Below are 25,092 nucleotides of genomic sequence, written 5' to 3' on the forward strand. Positions count from 1 at the left end.
AGAATCAGAAAATCGTTTCTCCGATTTTTGGGATTCTTCGGCTTATTTATTTTTCTAAGGAATGAGTGTCCAGAACCATTTGACTTAGGACAAACTTTACATCTCAAGTCCTATAGTATATTTCTAAAAAAATAGCTATGATAGAATGAGAATGTGCATGAAAGGAGAATAAAGATGAATAGTTCTTGGCGTTTTTTTATCGTAGTCGAGGCTTTATTATTACTATTTGCAGTTTGGCAAATTGTGAACAACGTAGAATTACTTCTTCTCGTATTGTTTGGTGCATTGAACATATATTTAGCATTAAGAAAATATCCACGATCTGGATTTCGAAATTTTCAATTGATTATAGGGAGTTTGATCGTTTTCTTTAGTTTAGTCAATAGCCCTGCACTATGGTTGATGGCAGTATTTGCGATCTTGTTTATCGGACTAAAAGGGGTTGAAATTTCTGGGATTGATCTAACAAAAAATACCTTTTGGCGAAAGAAACAGATGATCATGGTACAAACCGATCAATTAAAAACACATAATAATGAACGAAAAAAACAACAATTATTTGGAAATCAACGTATTGGTAATGATGTTTATGAATGGGATGACATCAATATTGCTTTAATTTCAGGGGATACGATCATTGATCTTGGCAATACATTGTTACCAAAGGATGATAATATCGTTATTGTTCGAAAAGGAATTGGCAGAACGAGAATTTTGGTACCTTTAGGGATTGCCATCAGTTTAGAGCATGCGACACTTGTTGGAAATGTTTTATTTGAAGAGGAACAATTTTCATTAAAAAATGAATCCATCAAAATTTATAGTAACGATTATGATGAAAACCCAAGACGGTTAAAAATCATCACGAATACATTACTTGGTGACGTTGAGGTGATACGTGTATGATGAGCAGATTATCAAAATTAATGATGGCAATCTATGCCTCAGCGGCTTCTTTTTTTATCATCTTGTTTTCGTTGTTCACTTATTTTTATGCAAGTAACCAAACGAATTGGTGGCGTGCCATTTTAAGTGCAAGACTATTGTATGTGCCGCTGATTTTTCATTTGTTTGCTATTGCCTTAGGTGTCGGATTAGTGGTTTTTTTGATAGTATCACTTATCCAAAAAGCAAAGTATGGTAAAATTGAAGAAAAATTAAGAGCATTATCTTCTGGTAATTATGAGTCTAGTCATTTGAATGAACCCATTCCCAGTGCAAATGATGATATTTATGTACAAGATATTGATAAAGAAATAACCAAAATAAAAGAAAAAATGATTGAAGTTTCTAGTGAACTACAAATTATCACTAGCAGACCCCAGTATGTGGATGGACAGACAAGAGAGGAAATCTTAGAACTAGAAAGGCATCGTTTAGCCCGGGAACTCCATGATTCTGTCTCACAACAATTATTTGCAGCGATGATGATGATGTCTGCTTTAACAGAACAAGCCGAAAAAACAGATAGTTCAGAAATATTTCGCAAACAATTACGTATGGTTGCTGATATCATCAATGCTTCTCAATCTGAAATGCGTGCGCTCCTACTTCATCTTCGCCCAGTGAATCTGGAGGAGAAGAGTTTGAAACAAGGAATTGAGCAATTATTAAAAGAACTACAAAATAAAATTCAAATTTCATTGAAATGGGAGATCGAAGACGTAAAATTGTCCAATTCGATTGAAGATCATCTTTTTCGTATCGTGCAAGAATTATTATCCAATACCTTACGTCACGCTAAAGCAAATGAATTAGAAGTTTATTTACACAAAATCAATAATAACTTATTGTTACGAGTGATTGATGATGGTACCGGGTTTAATATGAACGAAACGAAAACAGGTAGTTATGGATTAAATAATATTAGGGAACGAGTAGCAGGTATTGGTGGAACAGTTAAAATTATTAGTTTTAAAGGACAAGGCACCAGTATTGAGATCAAAGTTCCTTTGATCAAGGAGGCATAATTGAAAATGATACAAGTATTACTCGTAGATGATCATGAAATGGTTCGCTTAGGAGTATCCTCTTATTTATCGATTCAAGAAGACATTCAAGTGATCGGTGAAGCAGAAAATGGTCGAGAAGGCTATGAAAAAGCAATGGAATTACGACCTGATGTGATTTTGATGGATCTTGTTATGGAAGAAATGGATGGGATTGAATCAACTAAAGCTATTTTAAAAGACTGGCCTGAAGCAAAAATAATTATTGTAACCAGCTTTATCGATGATGAAAAAGTTTATCCAGCCATTGAAGCTGGTGCAGCGGGATATCTATTAAAAACTTCTACCGCTCATGAAATTGCAGATGCGATCAGAGCAACTCAAAGAGGGGAACGAGTGTTAGAACCTGAAGTAACAACAAAAATGATGGAAAAAATAAGTAAGAGAAACGAGCCAATTCTTCATGAAGAATTGACAAAACGCGAAAATGAAATCCTGATGCTGATAGCAGAAGGAAAAAGCAATCAAGAGATCGCAGATGAATTATTTATTACTTTAAAAACAGTCAAAACCCATGTCTCAAATATATTAGCAAAATTAGAAGTAGAAGATCGAACGCAAGCAGCTATTTATGCTTTCAAACATGGACTAGTTAAATAAATTGTTTATTCTACAAAAGAAAGCTTACTTTCGTTTTTAGAAAGCCTTTGCTATACTTAAATAAAATAGGTAAGGGAGGAAGCAAGTGAAACAAAATTTTGCAATTGTCGGGCTTGGACGATTTGGTGGCAGTATTTGCCGAACCTTAGTTGAAGCAGGACAAGAAGTATTAGCTATTGATAGCAATGAAGATCGAGTCAATGAATATATGAATATCGCTACTCATGCAGTTGTAGCAAATGCACAAGATGAAATGACATTGCGTTCACTAGGAATCAGAAATTTTGATCATGTGATTATTGCAATCGGTGAAGATATCCAAGCAAGTATCCTCGTTACATTAATGGTCAAAGAGATGGGAGTTCCCAACATCTTAGCTAAAGCTCAAAATGAATATCATGCAAGAGTGTTAGAAAAAATCGGAGCAGATCGTGTGGTTCACCCGGAAAGAGATATGGGGATTCGTATTGCTCATAATCTTGTTTCAAAAAATATATTGGATTACTTAGAACTATCGGATCAATTTTCTCTTGCAGAAATTCGAGTTTCTAATCCCAAATTTTTTAATAAAACATTAGCGGAGCTGAATTTTAGGCAACGTTATGATCTAACAGTTGTAGCAATTCGACGCTTTGATCGTTCGGTCGTTGTTTCACCTTCAGCAGATGAATATGTCAGAGAAAATGATAATTTATTAGTAATTGGGGAAACCGAAGATGTAGATATATTAGACGATAAAATGAATCAATAAGGAGATGCAGGAATGAAATTATCAGTAACAGATAATGCACGTAAATGGTTCGAAGAGGAAGTAACCATCCCTGAAAATTATGGGATTCGTTTTTTTGGGAAAGTCTACGGCAAGACAGAAGTACATGATGGTTTTTCTATCGGAATGTCTGTCGAACAGCCTGAACGACCAATCAAAGAAGAAACCATTGACGGGATGCTGTTTTTTATTGAAGAAGCAGATGACTGGTTTTTCAAGGGGTATAATCTTGTTGTTGATTATGATGCATCTTTAAATGAGCCAACTTATCATTTCAAAGAACAATAAAACAAAGGAGCGTTTCTTTAGCTACCATTAGCTTGGAAAACTCCTTTTTTATATTTACCTCTTTTTTCATAAGACTGAGTCACGAAACACTTGATTACAATTAGTAATAGAAGGGATGCGTAACTAAGATGGCAGAAAAAATTATTTATTTAGATCGAGGATTTAGACAAGAATTTATTGATAAAATGACTGAATTAGCGCCTAATTATGTCATAAAAACTGAGCTTGAACCTACAGATTTGATGAATGTTGAAATTAGTTTAGGGTGGAATCGCCAATACGAAAAAGAGCTATTAGCATCTCCAGGGTTAAAATGGGTACATTCGATCTCGGCAGGGGTAGACACTTTACCACTAACGGCATTTTCTGAAAAAGGGATCTTACTTTCAAATGGTAGTGGTATTCATAGTGAATCAATAGCTGAACACATCATGGGAGTGATTTTAGGCTATTCTCGAGGGCTGTTCCAAGCACAAAAAGCACAAGCAAAGAAAGAATGGTTAGGAACTCATGTCCATTATCAGCCATTAGAAAAACAAAAATTATTGATCATCGGAACGGGGCAAATCGGCAAGATGGTTGCTGAGAAAGCAGACAGCTTTTCTATGGTCAGTTATGGGATAAATACTACCGGGCATCCAGTAGAAGGATTCAGTCAAACGTATTCCTTAAACGAAGTGGAAAAAGTAGTAGCTGATATGGATATCATTGTAAATATTTTGCCTCTGACAGAGCAGACTAAGGGCTTCTTTAATTATGAATTATTCAAAAAATTCGCTTCCCATGCGTTATTCATCAACGTTGGACGTGGGGCTTCTTTAAAAACAGCTGATTTAGTTCAGGCATTAAATGAAGAACAACTCGCCTTTGCAGCATTGGATGTTTTTGAAGAAGAACCATTACCTGAAAAAAGCCCATTGTGGGAAATGGATCAAGTATTGATTACGCCGCATATCGCTGGCTTAACCTCAGATTTTCAAAATGAGTTAATGACAATCTTTCTAGCCAATCTTAAAAGCTATGTCACAAATCAAGAGCTTAAGATAAATGAAGTGGCGTTAAAAAAAGGATATTGATCCTTACTTAGAAAAATAGTTGACATTAAAAAACGACTTTCTTTGACTAGCGTTGCCGCCTAATCGAAGAAAGTCGTTTCTTATGTTTGACATTCGTGAACTACATCATTTGGCTTTTTGGCCAGCCTTTTACCGCCTGTGCAAAAATAAAAAGTCCTGCTATTGCGATAAAAACACTTGTGTCAAAAGCCGGTAAGAAAATCATTAAGATCGTGGCTAAGACTGTTGGTAGGGTGATTGAATAGATCATCGTTTTTAAACAATCAAGAAAAGAAGCGCCAGTCAAACGTAAACGCGCATAAATATAAGCTGCAAAATTAGCTAAAAGTAAAGTAACGATCAAATTCAAAAAGCTTGGATAAATAGAAATTAAGAAAGTCACTATCTTGATCCAAAATGGAATTGTTGCTTCACTTAAGGTTGTACGCAATTGTTTTCCTGTTAGATTTTTTAAGGCATCATTTTTATAGTCAAGTTCAAGTGAGTTATTGTTTAGAAAAGTAGTACCGGTATTAGGCAAAGCTACGACGAGTTTATTTTTTAGTAGTCCAACACTAAGAAAATTTCCGACTAAGTCAGAAGTAATATCTTTTTCAGATCGTTTGCCTTCCGGATCAAAAGTAAAGATGATAGAATTTGTTTGATAGATGAAACCTTCATGATCTGCTGCATCAATTTTCCCGTTTTTTATGGAAAAATCTGGAATCTTGGTGGCAATTTTCTGACCATCTTGTTTGATGTTTTCTAGCACTTGAAACACTTGATAGGAAATAGGCAAAGCCATGATGATGCTAAGGACCAAAAGATAAAGAACCGATTTAGCGAACGGGGTTTTTCTAGCATTTTTGAGCTCTTTAAATTGCGTGAATGAGCTGATAATTAATTGTTTTGTTGTCATAGTTACTCCTTCTATACATAATGTCATCATTAGCAATTCTAGCGAAGTCTTAGAAGAAATACAAGGGGAAATACCAAATGGCAATCTTCCTTTAAGGTTCATGTGAGAACCTGCTTTTATAAAAAATAACGATAATGTTAAAATTTGCTAGTTACAAAGATGAATTTAAGGAATAAAGATGAAAACAAGCGACAAATAAGGTATGATGAATAAGAATTGATTAGTAAGGTAGGATGAACGATGAATTTTTATTATCGAGTGAGACAATTTTTAGAAGAAAAAGGTTACTGGGAAATATTTATTTACCTATTTTTTGGTGGTTTAGCAACAGTCGTGAATATCGTTACTTTTGCAATTGCATTACAGATGCTCCATCTAAGTATGCCGATAGCAAATACTATTTCTTGGATTTGTTCTGTTTTATTTGCTTTTGTAACGAACAAATTATGGGTATTTCATTCCAAGTCACCTAATTTTTTTCATTTAGTTATTGAATTTAGTAAATTTTTGTTCTATCGGATTCTTTCTTATGGTATGGATATGGGTTCCATGTTGCTGCTGATTCAGGTGATGCACACAAATGATTATGTTGCTAAGATTATTACCCAAGTCATCGTGGTAGTCGCCAATTATGTCTTTAGTAAATTGTTTATTTTTAAAGGGACAACCATTATTGAGGAAGAACTTCCTGAAAAAGAGAAGTAAAATCCACAGTAGGCATAATTTTTGAAGAATTCCTTGCTCTTTGTTACTCTTTGTAGTGTAGACACTATGAACAAACACATTGAGGAGGAATTTTTTTATGACTTACACATTACCAGATTTACCATATGCATTCGATGCGTTAGAACCTTATATCGATGAAGAAACGATGCACTTGCATCATGACAAACACCATAATACTTATGTAACAAATTTAAATGCAGCGATTGAAAAACATCCAGAACTAGGTGAAAAAACAATCGAAGAACTACTTTCTGATATGGATGCTGTCCCTACAGATATCAAGACTGCTGTACGTAATAATGGTGGCGGACATGCAAACCATTCTTTCTTCTGGAAAATCATGGCACCAAATGCTGGTGGCGAACCAACTGGTGCAATTAAAGAAGCGATTGATGAAGCCTTTGGTGATTTTGCAACATTTAAGGAAGAATTTAAAAAAGCTGCAGCTGGCCGTTTTGGTTCAGGTTGGGCTTGGTTAGTGATGGAAAATGGTAAATTAGCGATCACTTCAACAGCCAATCAAGATTCACCATTAATGGAAGGCAAAACACCTATTTTAGGTTTAGATGTTTGGGAACATGCGTATTATTTGAAATATAAGAATGTACGACCTGATTACATTGAAGCTTTCTGGAACGTTGTGAACTGGGAAGAAGTAAACAATCGATTATCATCTGCCAAATAATCATTTTCAAGCCTAAAAAAAGAATGAAAAATAAATTGAGCAAGTCTTGCGAGCGTTTTCTAAATTCGGTATAATATTTATGCAAGGTTTCTTGCAAGAACTTTTTTGGAGGCTATACATTTATGGAACATGGAACAGTTAAATGGTTCAACAATGAAAAAGGATTTGGGTTTATTACAGTAGACGGCGGAGACGATGTGTTCGTACATTTTTCAGCAATTCAAGGAGACGGCTTCAAGAGCTTAGAAGAAGGTCAAGAAGTTGAATTTGCAATTGTTGAAGGCGCACGTGGCCCTCAAGCTGCTGAAGTGACTAAATTATAATAACTTGTTGAAGAAAAGCCCGCTTAGCGGTCTATTCAAATAATAAAAAGAAGATGGCGTCTGCCATCTTTTTTTTATTTTATAAAAACCCAAGTTAGTTATTCGTTGACTAGTTTCTTGATTTTTTGGCTTAATAGATAAATCTGCTCACTAGACATATCAGTCGGAGCGACTAAACACGGGATTGTTTCTTCATAGGTCAGGATCTTTAACGGCATATCGGTTGTTCGAATGATTAAGTCTGGCTCAAACAAAAGATCATTTGTAAAAACCACATTTAAGTAAACTCGTAATTGTTCTTGCAACATACTCATATAACTCAGTTCAATACTTAGTGGCAAGTCACTTTCGTACTTTATCTTTATTTCTTTATCAAAGTACGTTGGAGAAGTAATGATCATAAAAGCTTCGATCAAATGACAGGATTGTACCCAATACAGCTCTTGTTGCTGTTTTTGGAATTGGGAAGCTAATTGATTGATTTCTCGATTGAATGCTGGGTAATTTTCTTCTACAAAGACTGATAAGTCATATTTAATGGTGGAAAATCGGTGGAACAACAACCCGCTCATCCCGTTGGCAAAGATCGTACTATTTAGTAATTTTTTCTTTGGGTTGATTTGTGTAGATTTAAACCCAATTTCATAAATATAGCTATAGAAACTATTTTGAAATTGTTTGATCGCTGTGGCTTTTTTTAGATGGAATTTCATGGCTCGTTCTAAGTGATCGTCTTTTAAATAAAAAGCTGGGCGTGCTTGTAACCAAAGAAATAAAAATTGGACTTCCAAAAGATCGAGCTTGGCTTTCACGCTCATTCGTTTAAGGAAATGGGTAATCTCTTCAAAGCTATCCCAAATCTCTTCTGTAAAATCAGGAAGTTCTCTCTGATTCATCTGATTTCCTTGTGCTGATCGGACGAAAGTGATAGCAATAATAAAGCACCATTCAATCATTTTCAGTTTATTTGGTTTTTGTTTTGTCAGCTGAAAAGCATACTCAATCCCTGCAAAGGTTTCATGAAAATCAACGGTTGGAAAGGGCCAAACGACCCCTTGATAGTATTGCCACAAAAATAAATAAGATAGCGGACTTGTGGTTCGCTACCTTTGAGATACACGAAGCCTTTTGAAGTCTTTAATTGTAATTGATAGGTAGTAAGCAACTGATTGATTCGAGTAAGATGTCTTCTTAAGGAGGGAATACTAATCTTTTGCTCTGTGGCAAAGGAAACCAGATCAACTCTAGGTTGAAGACAAAGGTCTTTTAACAATTGAAAGATGGCGGAATGTTCCAAGATTTTTAGTAGTAATAGTTGATACTCACTGATCGTTCCAGAAAAAGTGAAGCCTTTTGTACTTTTTGTGATGTGATCGTCAGATAAAACCTTAAGATAGTCACATTGATGAAGCACAGAACGTTTGTCACAATGAGCTGTTTTCGATAATTCCTCTAACGTACAAGTAACTTGTGAGCGATATAAGTTGTCCAAGATCGTTAATTGGACTTGGATATTCCTTTCTAACATGACAGAGAAATTCATTTATTTTTCCCTCCTATATTTTTATACTCGAAATTTTCCGAATGACAAATTATTAAATTTTGTCATTTTTTTTTACGAAAAATGAGAAAAAAATTTATTATAATCATTTTTTATAAAAATTAGCCAAAAAAATAAGTGGAAAATACGTTATTTTAATTTGGGCTGTTAGTTTTTTTCATGAATGGATATATAGAGAAATTCCTTAATGATATTATAATTTATCCAAGCATAAAAACGAAATGTTATGCAATATTTTTACATATTTGCTACAGTTCCTTTTTATTTTTAAAATAATAAAGTTATTTTAAAAAGATTAAAACTTAATAATAGATTTTTAATTTAACGATTGCTAAAATCTTTGTAACTTAAGTTAACTGAAGTTTTTTCAGAAAGATATCTTTTTGACAAAAAGAAAGGAGGCCAGTTCCTAGCGGAAATAATTGTTGTTAGTGATTGATTAAGTGGGGGATAAAGCATAAGTAAATAATGGAAGCATCTAAGGGGGAAAAAAATGAAAAAGGATTATAAAAAAAGTATGGATCAAAAAGCTAGAGCTAAACGTCGATCCAAAAAATACTTATTAGTAGGAACGTCTATTGCTGCAGGGATGCTGTTGGGGACAGCACCTATTTCAATTGCTACACCGTTGTTTACTGTGGGTTCACAACAAGTATATGCTGACTTGATTAGTGGCCAGTTGTTCAATAATCTAACGACGTCTAATACCAGTGGAACAACAGCAAGTGCACCTTTTCCATTGGCTGGAACGACTCGTAATGTTGATTTTGTTATTTCAGCTAATAATGGGATTGATCTAAGTGTTCTAAATGGCTCGAGACGAGCAGTTTTAGCAATCCCAACTGAAATGCAAGGTTTAGTTAATCCAAATGGGACGGGTACTTTCCAAACAGATATTTTGTTACCAGGAGAAGAACTACAACCACTATTGTCGATTGTAGATGGGGCGGTAACTACCCTAGTGTCTGCTGTTGAAAACATTGTTAACCTTAACCCGTTGGCATCAGTCAATTTAGATGAAGTGTATGCTCAACTAGCATTATTAGAGAACCTTAGTACATTGACGTCAGCTGAAGTAGCATTGAATCTTCAAATGCAAGGGGACGAATATATCTATGGTGAATTAGATGGCTCATTAGAAACAGTTATTCGAGAAGGGCTGACTGAAATTTTAGATGGAATCAATGATGCTGTCCAAGCAATCCAAGCGACACCGAATGCAGGAAGCGGTGCTCTTGGTACGATAGCAGCAGGTACGATCAATACAGCGTTGTCCGCAACGATTAAACCAGCATTTAATCTTACTTTTGCTACTGCAACAGGTTTAGTTGGTGTGGGATCATCATTGATTGGAACATTAGCTGATGCGAGCGTATTAGGTGAAACGACGGTTACGATTCCGACATTGATTCAGGATCCTAATTATAGTGATTTAGCGGCAGCCGGAGTAGATATGTCTGTTCCTTATGAAGCTGGCTTCGTTGGAAATATTGTAAAAGCAGATGTTTTATCTATCGATATCGCCTCTAGCTCTGATGGCTATTCGCCAGTTTTTTATCAAGCTGCTGAAGTAACACCACCATATAATGTTGTTGTTACAGGGAACTCAACTGATGGTTATGAAGTAACTGGGATGGCAGATCCTAATGCAACAGTTCGTATTTATGATCAAGAGAATAATTTGATTGCAGAAGGACAGGCTGATGAAAATGGAAACTTTACGATTCCAATTGCAGCCACAGATGTGTCACCTTTAGAAGACATCCAATTAATCGCGTATGATGAAAATGACAATCCAAGTTTACCAGCTGCTGCTGTGATCCCAGACGATGAAGAAGCCGACGCCGATGCAGATGCGGATGCTGACGCCGACGCTGATGCGGATGCGGATGCCGACGCCGATGCTGACGCCGACGCCGATGCTGACGCCGACGCCGATGCCGATGCCGATGCTGATGCCGATGCCGACGCGGATGCCGACGCTGACGCTGATGCCGATGCGGATGCCGACGCTGACGCCGATGCGGATGCTGACGCCGATGCCGATGCCGATGCCGATGCCGATGCCGACGCTGATGCGGATGCTGACGCCGATGCGGATGCTGACGCTGATGCGGATGCCGACGCTGACGCCGATGCTGATGCCGATGCCGACGCCGATGCGGATGCCGATGCTGATGCTGATGCTGACGCCGATGCGGATGCGGATGCCGATGCTGACGCTGATGCGGATGCAGATGCAGATGCCGACGCTGATGCAGATGCTGATGCAGATGCTGATGCTGATGCGGATGCCGACGCTGACGCCGATGCCGATGCCGATGCTGACGCTGATGCCGATGCAGATGCCGACGCCGATGCAGATGCCGACGCCGATGCCGATGCCGATGCGGATGCGGATGCCGATGCGGATGCTGACGCCGATGCTGATGCGGATGCTGACGCTGATGCCGATGCGGATGCTGACGCTGATGCGGATGCTGACGCCGATGCCGATGCTGATGCGGATGCCGACGCCGACGCTGATGCTGACGCCGATGCCGATGCGGATGCTGACGCTGATGCCGACGCTGACGCTGACGCCGATGCTGACGCCGATGCCGATGCTGATGCTGACGCTGATGCCGACGCTGATGCTGATGCCGACGCCGATGCCGATGCGGATGCCGATGCCGACGCCGATGCCGATGCCGATGCGGATGCCGACGCTGATGCTGATGCTGACGCCGATGCGGATGCCGATGCCGACGCCGATGCTGACGCTGATGCGGATGCCGATGCGGATGCAGATGCCGACGCGGATGCTGACGCCGACGCCGATGCCGACGCTGACGCCGATGCTGATGCTGATGCTGACGCCGATGCCGACGCTGATGCCGACGCCGATGCTGATGCCGATGCGGATGCCGACGCTGATGCCGACGCCGATGCTGATGCTGACGCCGATGCTGATGCCGGCATGGGAAGTGCAGGAAATGGTACAGATACGGATCAGAACGGCGACCCAGGAATGGTGCCGATCAACACTTCTGGTGGATCAGGTTCAAATCCACCACAATTACCTTTGCACTATGGTGGGACAAGTCATACAAAACCATTGAATTACCATGACGGCTCAACACTAAAAATGTATCCTAAAACCTCTGATACGGTAAGTTCATCTGTTTCTTGGTTAGGTGGATTAGTATCATTGATTTCGGGAATGGGTATTTGGAAAATGAAAAGAAATAAAAAGAATAACTAATAATTAACGGAGAGGTTATAACTATAGAAATAGATTTAAAAATCATAATGGATGTAGTTATAACCTCTTTATTCTTGATAGGGGTGAGTCTATGCCAGTTCAAACAGATAAAAATGATTTAGCAACCATCCAAGAAGTACTTGAAAAAGTAGTCATTCATACGGAGAAAAAATTATTAATCGTATCCGTAGGAGATTTTAGTAAGCGTGGTAAGACTTATGAATTTTACGGAAACAATCTAAAAACAATTTGGAATAATTTTCTAACAGCTTATCGAACCTATCATTTTGAGACAGAAACGTATCTGAGGTTGGATGTAGTGACGAAAGAAGAGCAAGTTGATTTTCAACAAGTCAAAGAACGGTTAAACAAAATAAAAAGGAATAATTACATCGATTTTAATTTGCGAATAGATGGAATCAGAAAAAGAAGTTTTTTAAAAGAAGAATTAGTAGCAAATGCAATCATTAAACCAAGTAAAGCACATATAGTTGGAAAAAATCATCCTGAGTTACACATTGATTCCCAAAATTACCGTGGCTATGTTAAGCGTAAATATGGACGTGAAGAAAGTGATTTAAGCTACTTAGAGCGTTCAAAGTGTTATTTTTTTGAAACAGCCTCCTTCTATTTTGAAAATGGTGAAGTATTCCCTTTGAAAGATTATGGCAATGGCAATCAAGTCAGAGAAGTGACTACAGAAAATCTTGATGATATTACGGAACTAGTGATTGAACAAGGAACGAATTATTTAACCAAACAGTTGACTCCTACTGGTAAATTCATTTATGGCTATTATCCTTGCTATGATCAGTTACTAAAAGGGTATAATTCGGTTCGCCATTTTTCATCTTTGTACGCATTAGCTGAATCGGCAGAATATTTATCCGACCAGGAATTGATGCAACGAGTCAAAGAAGGATTACTATGGGGATTGGAAAATCTTACTTCTGAAGTCAATGGTCAGCTGTTGATTAAAGATTACTTGAATAAAGAAGTAGAGTATAAGTTAGGAGCCCAGGCGACAGCAATCTTGGCTTTGGCAAAATATTCAGAAGTGACTAAAGAGACCATCTTTCATAGTTCCCTTAGTCGTTTAATCACGACTGTTTCAGAAAAATTTATCACTCCAGATGATCAGACGATTCATGTGTTGAATGCCGAATTAATGACAAAAGAGCGTTTTAGAATTATTTATTATGATGGTGAAATTCTGTTTTCCCTCTTAAGAGCACATGCGATTTTAAAACAAATTGAGATTTTTGAGATTTGTGAAGGATTGATGGAACAATTTGTCGCAAATAATTATCAAAAATACCATGATCACTGGTTAAGTTATGCAACGAATGAGATGCTTAAATATCAAGAAAAAGATACTTACTATGAATTTGGTATTAAGAATGCAATGGTCAACATCAACTTTATCGATCAACGAGATACAGCTTATCCAACCATGCTTGAGTTACTAGTAGCAGCCTCAAAAATGATCAGCAAATTAGAAAGAAGTCCTTTAAAAGATAAGCTTTTTCCGATAGAGAAAGAATTTTTTGAAACGAAAGCACGAATCAATACGGTAATGAAAAAAAGAGTGTTACATGAAATCACAACAGGAGTCATGTTTCCAGAGTTTGCACAGTTTTTCAAACAACCGCAAGTGATCAAATATGGTTTTTTTGCGCGTCATGATCGTTTCCGTATGAGAATAGATGATGCAGAGCATTTTCTATCTGGTTTGATCAATTACTTATGCCTTTAAAAAGAGAAGAGGAGTGAAGATAATGGTTGGTTATATTCGATTTGCTGCTTTAGCATTGATTGGTCTTTCCTATTTAGGGTTTCGGCTGAAAAAGAAAAAAGACCATCAATCAGAAACTTTAGAAAATGATTGGAGTCAGTATCAAAAAAATGAAGAGGGGTTATATCCTTGGGAAGAAGACCAAGATGACTCGCCACAGAGAATTGAAAAAACAGCAACAAGGTATGTGAATCAAGCAAGACCAAGACGAGGAAAATGGTAGAGAGAATCTAGAACAAAGTAGGTGTAAAAGAATGTGGAAGATCCAAGAATTATTGGCTGATATCGATGGTGCGTATTTACAAAAGTACGACCATCTTGATCAAATAATTGACAACTTTGAGTACTTTTCTGGACATTTAAACAAAAGAACCAATTATAATACCACAGCATTTGTTTGTTTGACACCAGAAAGAAGAAGTTACATCAATCGAAAGACAGTGGCTTGGCGAGATGGGAACGAGCAAATCAAAGGAAGGGAAAATGAGTTTGGTTTAATCATTACTGAAATCCCCATTGATGACCCAGCTGTTAGAACGCCTCAATTTATTGTTAAAAATAGTTGGGAATTTTTACTACAAATTTCAGAGAAAATCCGAAGCAATTATGTACAACCAATTGTAGCAATCACTGGTTCGGCAGGAAAAACATCCACACGAATGATGATCTCACATTTATTCCAAAATGAAAAAGTGTTAGAAAATCGTGGGAACCACAATGTTCGTTTTGCGATTCCTCTATACCTAAGCAAGCTAGTAAGTGAGCCAGATATGTTGAACTTAGAAGTCTCTGTCAATGCGCTGAACTCTTATGACACTGGATCAATGTCTAATTTAGTGCAACCAGAGATTGCGATTGTAACCTCAATTGGAGAAGCACACCTTAGTTCATTAAAAGATACTATCGGAGTGGCACGACATAAGGCAAAAATTTTTGAAGGACTGAAGCAAGATGGCACTGCAATCATCAATACAGATATTGGTGAGGAAGAACTAGCGATTCTAATGACAGCAGCCAAAAAAAGAACAGCAGAGATTCTCACGTACTCTTTGTATGATCAAACAAAGGATGTCTTCTTAATTGAAACGAGACAAGAAAGAGAGTATTGTGAAATTTTATTTTCTTTTTTAGGACAAGAATTTTCGATGAACTTGTCAGTTGCTTCTGCAGGTATGATTTCTAATGCTTTTGCTGCTTTATTGACAGTCTGGAAAATAAAAGGCGACATTCGATCGTATCTGCCAGCATTTACTACATTTAAGCCATTGTCTAAGATTCTCGATAAAACGAATTATGCTTCCTTGAATGGAACGAATTTCACATTTATTGACGACACCCATAATGCTTCTTTGCCTGCGATGAAAAATGCTATCGATTATTTTGATGAAGTTCGAACCTTTTATCAAGGAAAAAGTATTTTGGTACTTGGACAGATTGCTGACTTAGGAAGTACTGCACAAGTAATCCATGAATCACTGAAAGATTCGATGGAACATTGTGGAGCAGATCATATCTTAGGTTATGGTGAGCATTTTAAAAAGATTTTTGAGGAAGAACAAATACAAGATCAACGATTCAAATGGTTCGCTACTTTACAAGAGTTAAGTGATTATCTAGAGGAATTACTAATCGAAGACAGTCTAATTTTAGCGAAGGGGTCTGTAACAGGGAGTGATTTTCATGATATAGATCGTTACATCCGTAAAATCGCTAATAAAAAACAGTTAAAAGCTGTATAAAATAGGTGGTATCAATTTGTAAAAAAGAGACAATGTCTGCTGAATGGCATCGTTTCTTTTTTTGCAAATAAAACGACAGATCCAAGATGACCATTGTAATTAAGAAAGAGAACGAGTAAGAGGCATTTCAGTGCTTCAAAATAAAAGCGTTTTGAAATACTTAGATTCAAGCTTTTCTCTGTAATGATGCTATGGTATGATAATTAAGAATTCAAAAAATTACATATTAATTAGTTTTTTATTCACGACTATTTTTTTAAAGTTTTATTATGATTAAATAGGTAGTTTGCTGATTTATTAGTTGTATGAGAAAATATTTTAAGAAAATGTGAGATAGAGGTGCATTATGAAGCGGTGGCAAAAAGTCGTAATAGCTTTACTGGGAATTCTCGTTGTTTTTATTGGCGGAGTCTCAGCTTATGGAATTAAACTCATGGGTGAAGCAAACCAAACAGTCAATCAAATATCCAAGGGATCGAATCGTCAGTCAACAAAGCGTAAAGATAAAGTGAGTATTGACGACAAAGAACCTTTTTCTGTCCTTTTGTTAGGACTGGATACTGGCGGATTAGGTAGAACCGAACAAGGAAGATCGGATACAATGATGGTGGTAACGGTGAATCCCCAACAAAAAAAATCAACGATCGTCAGCTTAGACCGTGATATCTATACCAATATCGTTGGTCATGGTACTGTTGATAAGTTGAATCACGCCTATGCTTTTGGAGGCGTTGAAATGGCCATGGACTCAATCGAACAGTTACTCGATATCCCCATTGACCATTATGTAACCATTAATTTAGATGGAATGGAAGATTTGATCAATGCTGTCGGAGGTGTGGAAGTCAATAATAAAATTGATTTTACATTAGATGGTGTTCATGTTCCTGTAGGTAAACAAGTATTAGATGGTAAGAAAGGCCTTGCTTATTCACGGATGCGTCACGAAGATCCTAAGGGGGATATCGGACGTCAAGCACGACAGCGTGAAGTCGTTACTAAAATTGTTAATAAAGTATTGAGTTTAGATGGCGTCAGCAATTATCGGAAAATTTTAAAAGCGGTCGAAAAAAATGTCACAACTGACCTAGATTGGGATGATATGCTAGATGTAGCAACTAATTACACACCAGCATTTGAAACGATCAAACAAGATCAATTGCAAGGTAAAGATGCAACCATTGATAGTATTTACTATCAAATTTTAGGTGAAAATGATTTATTAAGTATCCAAAACGAATTGAAAAAACAATTAAACATCAAACCAAGTAAGACATTACCTAATTTAAAAAATGACAATGCTTCTATCATGTTCTACAATGACTCGCAATCCGCTGAAGATTCGAACGAGACTGCGACAAGTGAGAATAATTCAACTTATTCAGGAAATTCGCAAACAACAAATCAGTACAACGAGTATAATCAAGAATACAATCAAAGCGCCGATCAAAATTATGATCAGTACGGCAATCAGAACTACAATCAGAATTACAACCAAAACAATGAACAAACTTACCAACAAGAAAATAATGAACAAGGATATAATTATGGAAATGGGTATTAAGTAAAAAAAGCATTCGCAACAGTCATAACCGACTGTGCGGATGCTTTTTTTTTACTAGTTTAAAAATAAAATAGAATAGTTGAGAAGCGTAGCAAATAATACCCAGAGATAATATGGTACCAGTAACCACATCACTAAGCGATAGTGGTTCCATAGTTGATAAAGCAGTATGGAGAGAAGGATCACTAATAAAGTAATATCTAGTGCAGCAATTAAGGTGTTTTGCAAGTTGAAAAACAAAGCAGACCAGATAAAATTACATACAAATTGAATAACAAATAATGTAATTAATTTTTGTTTGACCCTTTTGTTTTTCATTACCAATAGTAAATATAACGAAATTCCCATTAAAATATATAGCACTGTCCACATAGGACCAAAGATCCAACTAGGTGGTGCAAAAGGAGGTAGCTCAAGTGAATAATAATAACTACCTGGATTACCACTTAGTATCCCCGATAAGAAACCTAAAATCACTATGCCAACAGTACAAACCCAAAAACGATAATCTTTCAGTATAGCCATATTGTTTTAACTCCTTTCTATAATTCTAGTTTACCATGAACGTTTTAAACATACTTGAATTTGATTTGGAAGGTTATGCTTTTGGTTTAGTTATTTTAAATCAGTTATTATATTAGAATATTAACCCCTATCTCTTATTGAATAAAGAAAAGCATTGTCGTTGTAATGTTGTAACTCCGAACATTATTAAAGAAAACAGTCAATTAGATTAAATAACGTTAATTGTCAAATTTATTGTTATTTTTGATGTTATTTATCTGATAAGATAATATATGTAATCGATTACAAAACGGATGATAATAGCACTGATCACGAGAGGAGAAGAAGATATGAGAAATAAAAGAATCAAAAAAATGTTAGCGGGAGCAGCTCTTTGTAGTCTGATGATTGCGCCATTATTATTGAATATGGAAGAGGCATTTGCGACAGAACAAAGTACGAACAAGCAAGCTGGTTTTGGCGTTGGTCAAGGAATCAAATGGGCGGATCAAGTAGTAGCACCATTTGTCGATATGACGGCATATGTTTCAGGCAACAATCTATCAAATAACGGAGCGCTTAATTTAGCTGCAGTGGCAAAAAGCACTGGACAAAAATTCTTCAATTTAGGATTCATGCAATCAAGAGGTATTAAAAATGGTAAGATCGACTGGGCTTGGGGTGGATTTGGAGGCTTAAGCGAAAGTGATAGCGATCAATGGCAATATGAAGGAATCAAAAAATCCATTCGTGAATTAAGAGAAGTTGGTGGCGATGTTGCTGTATCATTTGGTGGTCTAAATTCTGGCGCATTTTGGGAAACAACACAAGATTCAACCATTTTAGCAAATGCTTATAAAGAAATTATTGATGGTTATGGATTAACTCGTGTTGATTTCGACGTAGAAGCTGGGGCAATGAATTATGCGCATAATTTAGCTAATGCTAAAGCGATTAAAAAAGTCCAAGATGAAACAGGTGTTAGTGTGACCCTTACATTACCAGTGATGGACTTTGGATTGGTATCTACAGGTTTATCTGTCTTGCAAGCCTATCTTGAGGCAGGTGTTGATCTAACTACCGTTAATATCATGACGATGTGTTACGGTAGCGTTGTTCCCGATTATGCGCAAGGTTCACTAGATGCAGTGGACAATACGAAAAAACAATTACAAGATTACTACAAACGTTATGCGAACAAAACGTTAACTGATGCTCAAGCTTATGCTAAATTAGGAACAACCCCTTCCGTTGGATTTGAAGGAGACACACATCCATACTTTACAACTGATATGTTCAATAAAATCGTCCAACATGCAAAATCAAGAAAACTCGGGATGGTTTCTTATTGGTCAATGAACCGTGATGCCATGGTCGATGGTGGTCAAGGTCAAGTCAAAAATCAATATGAGTTCTTAACTGTTGCCCAACAATTCACTGATGGAACGACTGGTGGAGAAAATGACCCAGTAGAAACGCTAACTAAACCATCCATTCCGGTAAATTTAACTAGTAGTAATGTTACGCAAAATTCAGTGACTTTAAACTGGACTAATAATGCTTCAAAAGAAAAAGTCACTCATTATGAAGTTTATCGAAACAATATTCGCATCGCTACAAGTGCAACGAATACATTTAAAGATCAAAATTTACAAGCAAATACAACCTACAGCTATAAAGTTAAAGCAGTTAACGCTGCAGGAACCTCTGACTTTAGCCAAGCAATCTCAGTGAAAACCACAAGTGAAAGTACGCAAGGTGATACTTGGGTTATCGGAAAATCATATAAAATAGGCGATATCGTTACCTATAAGGGACATCGTTATCGTTGTATTCAACCACATCCAGCTACTGAGGGATGGGAACCAGATATTACAGAAGCTTTATGGGTAAGAATCTATTAAAAGTTATAAAAGCATAATGTTTGATTCTTTTATTAAAAGCGCTTACAATGAACCTATCAATGAATGGGAGGTTCATCATGAAAAAGGTTAATATCTTAATGTTTGTTGGCGTTGTTATGTTAGGTTTGTTTGGATTTGGTGCATCTGGCTATGCTCATGGTTATATTACCTCACCTGGAAGTCGTGCTTATTTCGGAACTGCAGCAGCTGGTAATTTGAACCAAAATGTTGGACGAGCAGAGTGGGAGCCACAAAGTATTGAAGCACCAAAAAATACCTTTATCGATGGGAAAATAGCAAGTGCTGGGGTTACTGGATTTGAGCCACTAGATGAGCAAACAGCAACTAGATGGCATAAAAATATCATCAATACTGGCAACTTGAATATTACTTGGTTTTTAACTGCGCAGCATAGTACAAGTACTTGGGATTACTATATCACTAAAACTGGTTGGAATCCTAATGCACCATTGAAAATCAGTGATTTTGAATTGATATCAAAAATTGATGACAAAGGTGCAAGACCGCCACAAACTGTCAAACAAACAATCAATATTCCAAAAGATCGTAAAGGCTATCACGTGATCTTGGCTGTATGGAATATTAGTGATACAACCAATGCCTTTTATCAAGTAATTGATGCGAATATTCAATAATAAAGCATAAGAATCTTTTGGGTTCAATTTCAGCGAATCTGTGCTAGAAATACCAATTATTCAAAGACAAGTGTAGGAGACTGAGGCAAAACTTGCTTCAGTCTCTTTATTTCTAAAAATGTGTAAATGGTGTTCAATCATCAGCTCCTCGAAATAAGCCTGAATTTTTCAAAACATGAGAAGCTGTTTCGAGATTTTCATCTTTAAATTTGAGAAGCAGTTTTCGGAAATTCGTTCTAAATTATTGATGCTAAACATTGTTGTTTCAACCTTCTTTTGTTCATGAGTGAATGATTTTGGTTAAGGAAAGGTTTAATGTATGATAGAGCTACAACAATGCTTCATTAAATGGAGTATTGGTAGTTTTTAGTAGGGGGAAAAGTATGATGAGATTTTTTAAGAAGAATACGCAAGATACAAGCGATGAAACTAATCATGTTGCACCACTTGCTAAAGAAACACTTGAGCAGCAAGAGTTCGACTCTTTCTTTGCTGAAGTGTTAAAAAAAATGCCACAAAAATCAGCTAGAGTGATCCTTAATGCTTATGACCAATCGAAAATCGTAGCAGAAAAAATCCTTGCAAAAAATCAAGCAAAATTTGATCATGTATTTAAAGATTTTTTAAAAGGAGTCGATGAAACGACACGCAAAAAAAGTCATAGGATCATTCACGCGGCTTCGTTAACGGCTGCAATTATCGGTTGCTCCCCGATCCCTTTTTCAGATGCGTTTTTATTAGTTCCAGTTCAATTGACTATGATGGCTCGGCTACATAAACTTTTTGGACAACCTTGGTCAGAAAGTTTAGGGAAAAGTGTTTCTAAAGAACTTGTAGTAGTCAGTTTAGGAAGAAGTACTGTCGGAAATATTGTCAAATTTGTACCAGCAGTTGGAACTGTTACAGGGGCAGCGATCAATGCCACCGTTGCAAGTGCCATCACCGAATCACTAGGGTGGACCACCGTAAAGATGCTGAATGATGGGGAAGATATATTTGAACAAGTCATGTCATTCAAAGGACAATCCCAGACATTGTTTCGTGCATTAAAAAGTATCAAAAAGTAAATATTTAGTGGATAAATTGAATTAGTAAGAATTAAAAAAGTGGACAATCATGAACTATTGCATAACAAAAACATCCAAAACACAGAGCTGTGTTTTGGATGTTTTTTATTTACTTAGGTTGGGTTAAGTCAGACGAGCAGAAAAAGTACCGAAAAAAGTTCAACTAATTTTTGCTGGTAACACTTGATCTTCTAGTCAATTTTACAACGACTTCACATCGAGCCGTTTGGGGAAACATATCCACTGACTGCAAATATTCCACTTTGAATTTCTTACTTAATTGTCCCAGATCTCGTGCTAAGGTTGAGACGTTGCAGGAAATATATACTAATTTCGTTGGCGGATAGTTGAGGATCGATTGAATCAACTGAGAATCAAGCCCTGTACGAGGGGGATCGACAATGATCCCATCTGGTTCAAATCCTTCTTCAAGCCATTTTGGTAATAAATCTTCAGCAGTTCCAACTTCATAATGGGTATTAGTATACCCTAAACGTTGAGCGTTTTTACGTGCATCATCAATAGCCTGAGGAATCACATCCATTCCACGGATTTCTTTCGCTTGTTTTGCTACACTTAAACCAATCGTTCCCACACCACAGTAAGCATCTACGATCGTTTCATTTGGTTGGATCGCGAGTGCTTTGATTCCTTCATTATAAAGGACTTCTGTTTGTTGCGGATTCAACTGGAAAAAAGCTCGTGGTGAGAGATCAAAAGTAACTTCATTGAGATGTTCTTCAATAGCATCTTTTCCCCAAAGGTGGATTGTTTCATCGCCCATTACGAGAGAAGTTTTAGCAGGTTGAACATTTTGCATGATTGAAACAACCTCTGGCAATTGTTGGTTAATGTCACGGATGATTGCATTTTTTTGTGGAAATTTTTGACTGCGAGTAATAAAGACAACTTGTAATTCACCCGTTTTTATTCCAACACGTACCATGATCGTCCGAAAAATGCCGCTGTTGCTCCGTTCATCATAGATAGGAAGGTCATACTTATTCAATAACTCGACGACCGTATTCATCACTTTCTGTGTCTGTGGTTCTTGAACTAAGCAATCGATTAATGGCACAAGTTCATGGGAATTTGCTTGATATAGCCCAGCTTCGATTTGTTGTGTTTTCTTATTTTTTCTTAATTGGAATTGTGCTTTGTTTCGGTAATGCCATGGTTCTTCCATGCCAATCGTTGGACGTAATTCGTAAGAACGAAAGCCAGCCGGTTTGAATTTTTCTAGCGCTTGCATAAGCAAATCTTTTTTGAAATCAAGTTGTGCCTGATATGCTAAATGTTGAAGCTGACAGCCACCACATTCATAATACACTGGACAAGGCGCAACCACTCGATCCTTGCTTTGCTTTTTAACTTTGAGTAACTGAGCTTCCGCATAGCGAGGTGTTGCTTTTGTGATCTTGACAAGGACTTCTTCTTTGGGTAGTGCATAAGGGACAAAGATGATCAAACGTTTGAAATAACCGATCCCTTCACCGTTGATACCCAGTCGTTTGATTTTTAAAGGGATGGTTTGGCCGTTTTTGACAATGGTTTCTGTCATAAGTATCTTCCTTTTTTCTAATAGTGTGGTTTTATTCTAACATATTATTAATAGCGATGGGGATTTTCTATGTTATGATAAGAATATACGTTCGAGGAGGTAACTCAATGATAACAGTTACTAGGATCAGTAAAGGCAAAGGTCCATTTTATCAAGTCGAATTATCTGAAGGGGATTCTTTGAAGGTTTCAGAAGATATCTTGGTGCGTTACCGCTTGTTAAAGGGACAAGAATTAACAGAAGAAACAATTGAGGAAATCAAGAAAAGTAGTGGGTTTGACTTTGGTCTCCAACAAGCGCTCAATTATCTAAGTTATCAATTGCGTTCGGAAAAAGAAATTAGAACTTATTTGAAAGAAAAAGAGATAGAACTAGCTGACCGTAATAAGATCGTGGATCGTTTAAAGGAATTAGATTTGATCAATGACCTCGTCTATGGTGAAAACTACGTGCGGACAAATGTACGACTAAGTGACAAAGGACCAAAAAAAATAGCTCAGCAATTACAACAAAAAGGTTTGAAACCGGAAATCATCGAGCAGGCGCTGTTGCAATATCCAGAAGAAGAACAAATAGCGATAGCATCGCAAACGGCAGAAAAATTATTCAATAAAAATCATGGGAAAAGTCATAAAGAACTTTTTAGAAAAATTCAACAAAACTTGATGACAAAGGGATTCACCCAAGAGGCGATCCAACAAGCCATCGCCCATTTACCACAAGAAACGGATGAAGACGCTGAATATGAAGCATTAGTTTCACAAGGGGACAAGTTATGGCGTAAAAATGAGAGATTTGAACCGAAAAAACGTAATTTAAAAATCAAACAAAGCTTATATCAAAAAGGATTTGATTTAGAAATGATCCAACGATTTATCGTAGAAAAGGAAGAAGCAAGTGAATAAAGAATGGGAAAAATGGACGGAAGAGGAAATCGCACAGTTTCAAACGCAATTTGTTGGCTGGTACGAAAAAGAAAAACGCAATCTACCTTGGCGCTATGATCGTGATCCTTATCGTATCTGGATTTCTGAGATCATGCTCCAACAAACCCGTGTAGATACGGTAATTGCTTATTTTTATCGCTTTATGGAATGGTTTCCGACGATTGAAGCGTTAGCTGCGGCACCAGAAGAAAAACTTTTAAAGGCTTGGGAAGGATTGGGGTATTATTCTCGCGTTCGAAATATCCAAGCTGCTGCCCAACAGATCATGACAGAATTTGATGGACGTATGCCGCAAACACCAGAAGAAATCAGTTCATTGAAAGGGATTGGTCCTTATACTACAGGCGCTATTTCAAGTATTGCTTTTGGCTTGCCAGAACCAGCAATCGATGGGAATGTCATGAGAGTCGTGAGTCGCTTATTTTGTATTGAAGCTGACATCGCCAAAGCTTCTAGTCGGAAAATTTTTGATGAGGCGATGCGTAGGATCATTGATGAGAAGCATCCTGGTGAGTTTAACCAAGCAATGATGGACCTAGGATCGGCCATTTGTACACCTACTTCGCCTAATTGTGAATCATGTCCGATCCAATCATTTTGCTTAGCTTACAAAAAAAATGAGCAAACCTCGTTTCCAGTAAAAACAAAGAAAGCCAAACCGAAAGATGTCTATTATGTGTGTGCAGCGATTCAAAATGAGGCTGGAGCCTATTATTTTGAGGAACGACATACGCAAAGGTTATTAGCAAACATGTGGACGTTCCCGATGGTCGAAGTCACAAAAGAGAAATACGAATGGTTGCAAGCTGAATGGGCTCAATCTCATGAACCAAGCTTATTCGATCAAGACAAAGTTGCAGAAGAAGAAACGGAGCTACCCTTTCATTTTAAAGAACAATTGATTTGGCAAAAGCGGCATTTGGGAGAGGTAACGCATATCTTTAGCCATTTGAAATGGCACGTATTACTATTTTACGGTCGAATACCTTCTCAATCAAATGACAAATTTCCTAAAACTGAAATAACACAATGGTTATTACCAGAAGACTTCGATAACGTGGCTTTTCCAAAAGTACAGGTCAAATTAAACGAACAATTAGAGAAAAATCGAAACAATAGTAATCCTTTCTAGGCAAAGCTCTTTTTTATTGATATAATAATTACGATGTCGGTGTA

At 37.1% G+C, this 25,092-nt stretch carries 24 protein-coding genes; 19 read left to right on the forward strand and 5 right to left on the reverse strand.

Going from position 1 to position 25,092, the window contains the following annotated elements; all coding sequences use genetic code 11:
• Positions 1-174: 174 nt before the first annotated feature.
• The 6 genes from liaF (at position 175) to IGK21_RS04200 (ending at position 4,742) form a co-directional block, all read left to right on the forward strand.
• A complete protein-coding gene (gene liaF, locus IGK21_RS04175; protein ID WP_010719720.1) occupies positions 175-906 on the forward strand; it encodes a cell wall-active antibiotics response protein LiaF in 732 nt (243 codons plus the stop codon).
• Complete coding sequence (liaS, locus tag IGK21_RS04180; RefSeq protein ID WP_181914864.1) at positions 903-1,970, forward strand: two-component system sensor histidine kinase LiaS; 1,068 nt, start codon at positions 903-905, stop codon at positions 1,968-1,970. Before liaF ends, liaS begins: the two co-directional genes overlap by 4 nt.
• A gap of 6 nt (positions 1,971-1,976) precedes the next feature.
• Positions 1,977-2,609, forward strand: coding sequence for a response regulator transcription factor (locus IGK21_RS04185; protein ID WP_010719718.1), 633 nt, complete (start codon positions 1,977-1,979; stop codon positions 2,607-2,609).
• Positions 2,610-2,694: 85 nt separating this feature from the next.
• Positions 2,695-3,360, forward strand: a complete 666-nt coding sequence (locus IGK21_RS04190; RefSeq protein ID WP_010719717.1) for a potassium channel family protein — start codon at positions 2,695-2,697, stop codon at positions 3,358-3,360.
• A gap of 12 nt (positions 3,361-3,372) precedes the next feature.
• On the forward strand, positions 3,373-3,666 hold the full coding sequence (locus IGK21_RS04195; RefSeq protein WP_181914865.1) for a HesB/YadR/YfhF family protein: 294 nt from the start codon (positions 3,373-3,375) through the stop codon (positions 3,664-3,666).
• A 128-nt stretch (positions 3,667-3,794) separates the two neighbouring features.
• A complete protein-coding gene (locus IGK21_RS04200; RefSeq protein ID WP_181914866.1) occupies positions 3,795-4,742 on the forward strand; it encodes a phosphoglycerate dehydrogenase in 948 nt (315 codons plus the stop codon).
• Between the two features lie 100 nt (positions 4,743-4,842).
• On the opposite strand, the gene IGK21_RS04205 is transcribed toward IGK21_RS04200, so the two are convergent.
• The gene (locus IGK21_RS04205; RefSeq protein ID WP_181914867.1) at positions 4,843-5,640 is read right to left on the reverse strand and encodes a DUF1189 domain-containing protein; all 798 of its coding nucleotides are present in this window, start codon (positions 5,638-5,640) and stop codon (positions 4,843-4,845) included.
• A 240-nt stretch (positions 5,641-5,880) separates the two neighbouring features.
• Between IGK21_RS04205 and IGK21_RS04210 the strand changes: the two genes are divergently transcribed.
• The 3 genes from IGK21_RS04210 to IGK21_RS04220 all read left to right on the forward strand — a co-directional run bounded on the left by IGK21_RS04210 (position 5,881) and on the right by IGK21_RS04220 (position 7,374).
• A complete protein-coding gene (locus IGK21_RS04210; protein WP_010719713.1) occupies positions 5,881-6,345 on the forward strand; it encodes a GtrA family protein in 465 nt (154 codons plus the stop codon).
• A gap of 97 nt (positions 6,346-6,442) precedes the next feature.
• The gene (locus IGK21_RS04215) at positions 6,443-7,051 is read left to right on the forward strand and encodes a superoxide dismutase (protein WP_034867853.1); all 609 of its coding nucleotides are present in this window, start codon (positions 6,443-6,445) and stop codon (positions 7,049-7,051) included.
• Between the two features lie 122 nt (positions 7,052-7,173).
• Positions 7,174-7,374: a cold-shock protein gene (locus IGK21_RS04220; RefSeq protein ID WP_010719711.1), complete on the forward strand. Its 201-nt coding sequence runs from the start codon at positions 7,174-7,176 to the stop codon at positions 7,372-7,374.
• A gap of 98 nt (positions 7,375-7,472) precedes the next feature.
• Here the strand turns inward: IGK21_RS04220 and IGK21_RS04225 are convergent, their stop codons facing one another.
• Positions 7,473-8,270, reverse strand: a complete 798-nt coding sequence (locus IGK21_RS04225; protein WP_252703153.1) for a hypothetical protein — start codon at positions 8,268-8,270, stop codon at positions 7,473-7,475.
• Between the two features lie 86 nt (positions 8,271-8,356).
• Positions 8,357-8,917 (reverse strand): helix-turn-helix domain-containing protein, encoded by a 561-nt coding sequence (locus IGK21_RS04230; protein ID WP_223609963.1) that lies wholly within the window; start codon positions 8,915-8,917, stop codon positions 8,357-8,359.
• Positions 8,918-9,428: 511 nt separating this feature from the next.
• Here IGK21_RS04230 and IGK21_RS04235 point away from each other — a divergent pair.
• The 5 genes from IGK21_RS04235 (at position 9,429) to IGK21_RS04255 (ending at position 17,277) form a co-directional block, all read left to right on the forward strand.
• A complete protein-coding gene (locus IGK21_RS04235; RefSeq protein WP_438718961.1) occupies positions 9,429-12,179 on the forward strand; it encodes an adhesive domain-containing protein in 2,751 nt (916 codons plus the stop codon).
• Between the two features lie 91 nt (positions 12,180-12,270).
• Entirely contained in the window at positions 12,271-13,935 is a 1,665-nt protein-coding gene (locus IGK21_RS04240) for a hypothetical protein (protein ID WP_081204215.1), read from the forward strand.
• A 22-nt stretch (positions 13,936-13,957) separates the two neighbouring features.
• Positions 13,958-14,197 (forward strand): hypothetical protein, encoded by a 240-nt coding sequence (locus tag IGK21_RS04245; RefSeq protein WP_034698894.1) that lies wholly within the window; start codon positions 13,958-13,960, stop codon positions 14,195-14,197.
• Between the two features lie 31 nt (positions 14,198-14,228).
• The gene (locus tag IGK21_RS04250; RefSeq protein WP_034698897.1) at positions 14,229-15,713 is read left to right on the forward strand and encodes a Mur ligase family protein; all 1,485 of its coding nucleotides are present in this window, start codon (positions 14,229-14,231) and stop codon (positions 15,711-15,713) included.
• 346 nt (positions 15,714-16,059) lie between these two features.
• On the forward strand, positions 16,060-17,277 hold the full coding sequence (locus IGK21_RS04255) for an LCP family glycopolymer transferase (RefSeq protein ID WP_010738153.1): 1,218 nt from the start codon (positions 16,060-16,062) through the stop codon (positions 17,275-17,277).
• 54 nt (positions 17,278-17,331) lie between these two features.
• On the opposite strand, the gene IGK21_RS04260 is transcribed toward IGK21_RS04255, so the two are convergent.
• The gene (locus IGK21_RS04260) at positions 17,332-17,802 is read right to left on the reverse strand and encodes a TspO/MBR family protein (protein WP_010719703.1); all 471 of its coding nucleotides are present in this window, start codon (positions 17,800-17,802) and stop codon (positions 17,332-17,334) included.
• Between the two features lie 329 nt (positions 17,803-18,131).
• Here IGK21_RS04260 and IGK21_RS04265 point away from each other — a divergent pair, with 329 nt between their 5' ends.
• The 3 genes from IGK21_RS04265 (at position 18,132) to IGK21_RS04275 (ending at position 21,408) form a co-directional block, all read left to right on the forward strand.
• Positions 18,132-19,685, forward strand: coding sequence for a carbohydrate-binding protein (locus IGK21_RS04265; RefSeq protein ID WP_181914869.1), 1,554 nt, complete (start codon positions 18,132-18,134; stop codon positions 19,683-19,685).
• A gap of 77 nt (positions 19,686-19,762) precedes the next feature.
• A complete protein-coding gene (locus tag IGK21_RS04270) occupies positions 19,763-20,341 on the forward strand; it encodes a lytic polysaccharide monooxygenase auxiliary activity family 9 protein (protein WP_010719701.1) in 579 nt (192 codons plus the stop codon).
• A gap of 386 nt (positions 20,342-20,727) precedes the next feature.
• Entirely contained in the window at positions 20,728-21,408 is a 681-nt protein-coding gene (locus tag IGK21_RS04275) for a YcjF family protein (RefSeq protein ID WP_181915171.1), read from the forward strand.
• A gap of 163 nt (positions 21,409-21,571) precedes the next feature.
• On the opposite strand, the gene rlmD is transcribed toward IGK21_RS04275, so the two are convergent.
• The gene (rlmD, locus tag IGK21_RS04280) at positions 21,572-22,969 is read right to left on the reverse strand and encodes a 23S rRNA (uracil(1939)-C(5))-methyltransferase RlmD (protein WP_181914870.1); all 1,398 of its coding nucleotides are present in this window, start codon (positions 22,967-22,969) and stop codon (positions 21,572-21,574) included.
• 107 nt (positions 22,970-23,076) lie between these two features.
• Between rlmD and recX the strand changes: the two genes are divergently transcribed.
• Together recX and mutY are read left to right on the forward strand one after the other, a co-directional pair.
• The gene (recX, locus tag IGK21_RS04285; protein ID WP_181914871.1) at positions 23,077-23,874 is read left to right on the forward strand and encodes a recombination regulator RecX; all 798 of its coding nucleotides are present in this window, start codon (positions 23,077-23,079) and stop codon (positions 23,872-23,874) included.
• Entirely contained in the window at positions 23,867-25,048 is a 1,182-nt protein-coding gene (mutY, locus tag IGK21_RS04290) for an A/G-specific adenine glycosylase (protein WP_081128626.1), read from the forward strand. Before recX ends, mutY begins: the two co-directional genes overlap by 8 nt.
• Positions 25,049-25,092 lie beyond the last annotated feature (44 nt).

This window comes from Enterococcus sp. DIV1421a, from assembly GCF_051711025.1.
GTDB lineage: Bacteria > Bacillota > Bacilli > Lactobacillales > Enterococcaceae > Enterococcus_B > Enterococcus_B hirae.

Excerpts from the sequence above, each read along its gene's own strand:
- liaF (WP_010719720.1), top strand. The coding sequence starts at position 175 with ATGAATAGTTCTTGGCGTTTTTTTATCGTAGTCGAGGCTTTATTATTA.
- liaS (WP_181914864.1), top strand. The coding sequence starts at position 903 with ATGATGAGCAGATTATCAAAATTAATGATGGCAATCTATGCCTCAGCG.
- IGK21_RS04185 (WP_010719718.1), top strand. The coding sequence starts at position 1,977 with ATGATACAAGTATTACTCGTAGATGATCATGAAATGGTTCGCTTAGGA.
- IGK21_RS04195 (WP_181914865.1), top strand. The coding sequence starts at position 3,373 with ATGAAATTATCAGTAACAGATAATGCACGTAAATGGTTCGAAGAGGAA.
- IGK21_RS04200 (WP_181914866.1), top strand. The coding sequence starts at position 3,795 with ATGGCAGAAAAAATTATTTATTTAGATCGAGGATTTAGACAAGAATTT.
- IGK21_RS04205 (WP_181914867.1), bottom strand. The coding sequence starts at position 5,640 with ATGACAACAAAACAATTAATTATCAGCTCATTCACGCAATTTAAAGAG.
- IGK21_RS04210 (WP_010719713.1), top strand. The coding sequence starts at position 5,881 with ATGAATTTTTATTATCGAGTGAGACAATTTTTAGAAGAAAAAGGTTAC.
- IGK21_RS04215 (WP_034867853.1), top strand. The coding sequence starts at position 6,443 with ATGACTTACACATTACCAGATTTACCATATGCATTCGATGCGTTAGAA.
- IGK21_RS04220 (WP_010719711.1), top strand. The coding sequence starts at position 7,174 with ATGGAACATGGAACAGTTAAATGGTTCAACAATGAAAAAGGATTTGGG.
- IGK21_RS04225 (WP_252703153.1), bottom strand. The coding sequence starts at position 8,270 with ATGAATCAGAGAGAACTTCCTGATTTTACAGAAGAGATTTGGGATAGC.
- IGK21_RS04230 (WP_223609963.1), bottom strand. The coding sequence starts at position 8,917 with ATGAATTTCTCTGTCATGTTAGAAAGGAATATCCAAGTCCAATTAACG.
- IGK21_RS04235 (WP_438718961.1), top strand. The coding sequence starts at position 9,429 with ATGAAAAAGGATTATAAAAAAAGTATGGATCAAAAAGCTAGAGCTAAA.
- IGK21_RS04240 (WP_081204215.1), top strand. The coding sequence starts at position 12,271 with ATGCCAGTTCAAACAGATAAAAATGATTTAGCAACCATCCAAGAAGTA.
- IGK21_RS04245 (WP_034698894.1), top strand. The coding sequence starts at position 13,958 with ATGGTTGGTTATATTCGATTTGCTGCTTTAGCATTGATTGGTCTTTCC.
- IGK21_RS04250 (WP_034698897.1), top strand. The coding sequence starts at position 14,229 with ATGTGGAAGATCCAAGAATTATTGGCTGATATCGATGGTGCGTATTTA.
- IGK21_RS04255 (WP_010738153.1), top strand. The coding sequence starts at position 16,060 with ATGAAGCGGTGGCAAAAAGTCGTAATAGCTTTACTGGGAATTCTCGTT.
- IGK21_RS04260 (WP_010719703.1), bottom strand. The coding sequence starts at position 17,802 with ATGGCTATACTGAAAGATTATCGTTTTTGGGTTTGTACTGTTGGCATA.
- IGK21_RS04265 (WP_181914869.1), top strand. The coding sequence starts at position 18,132 with ATGAGAAATAAAAGAATCAAAAAAATGTTAGCGGGAGCAGCTCTTTGT.
- IGK21_RS04270 (WP_010719701.1), top strand. The coding sequence starts at position 19,763 with ATGAAAAAGGTTAATATCTTAATGTTTGTTGGCGTTGTTATGTTAGGT.
- IGK21_RS04275 (WP_181915171.1), top strand. The coding sequence starts at position 20,728 with ATGAGATTTTTTAAGAAGAATACGCAAGATACAAGCGATGAAACTAAT.
- rlmD (WP_181914870.1), bottom strand. The coding sequence starts at position 22,969 with ATGACAGAAACCATTGTCAAAAACGGCCAAACCATCCCTTTAAAAATC.
- recX (WP_181914871.1), top strand. The coding sequence starts at position 23,077 with ATGATAACAGTTACTAGGATCAGTAAAGGCAAAGGTCCATTTTATCAA.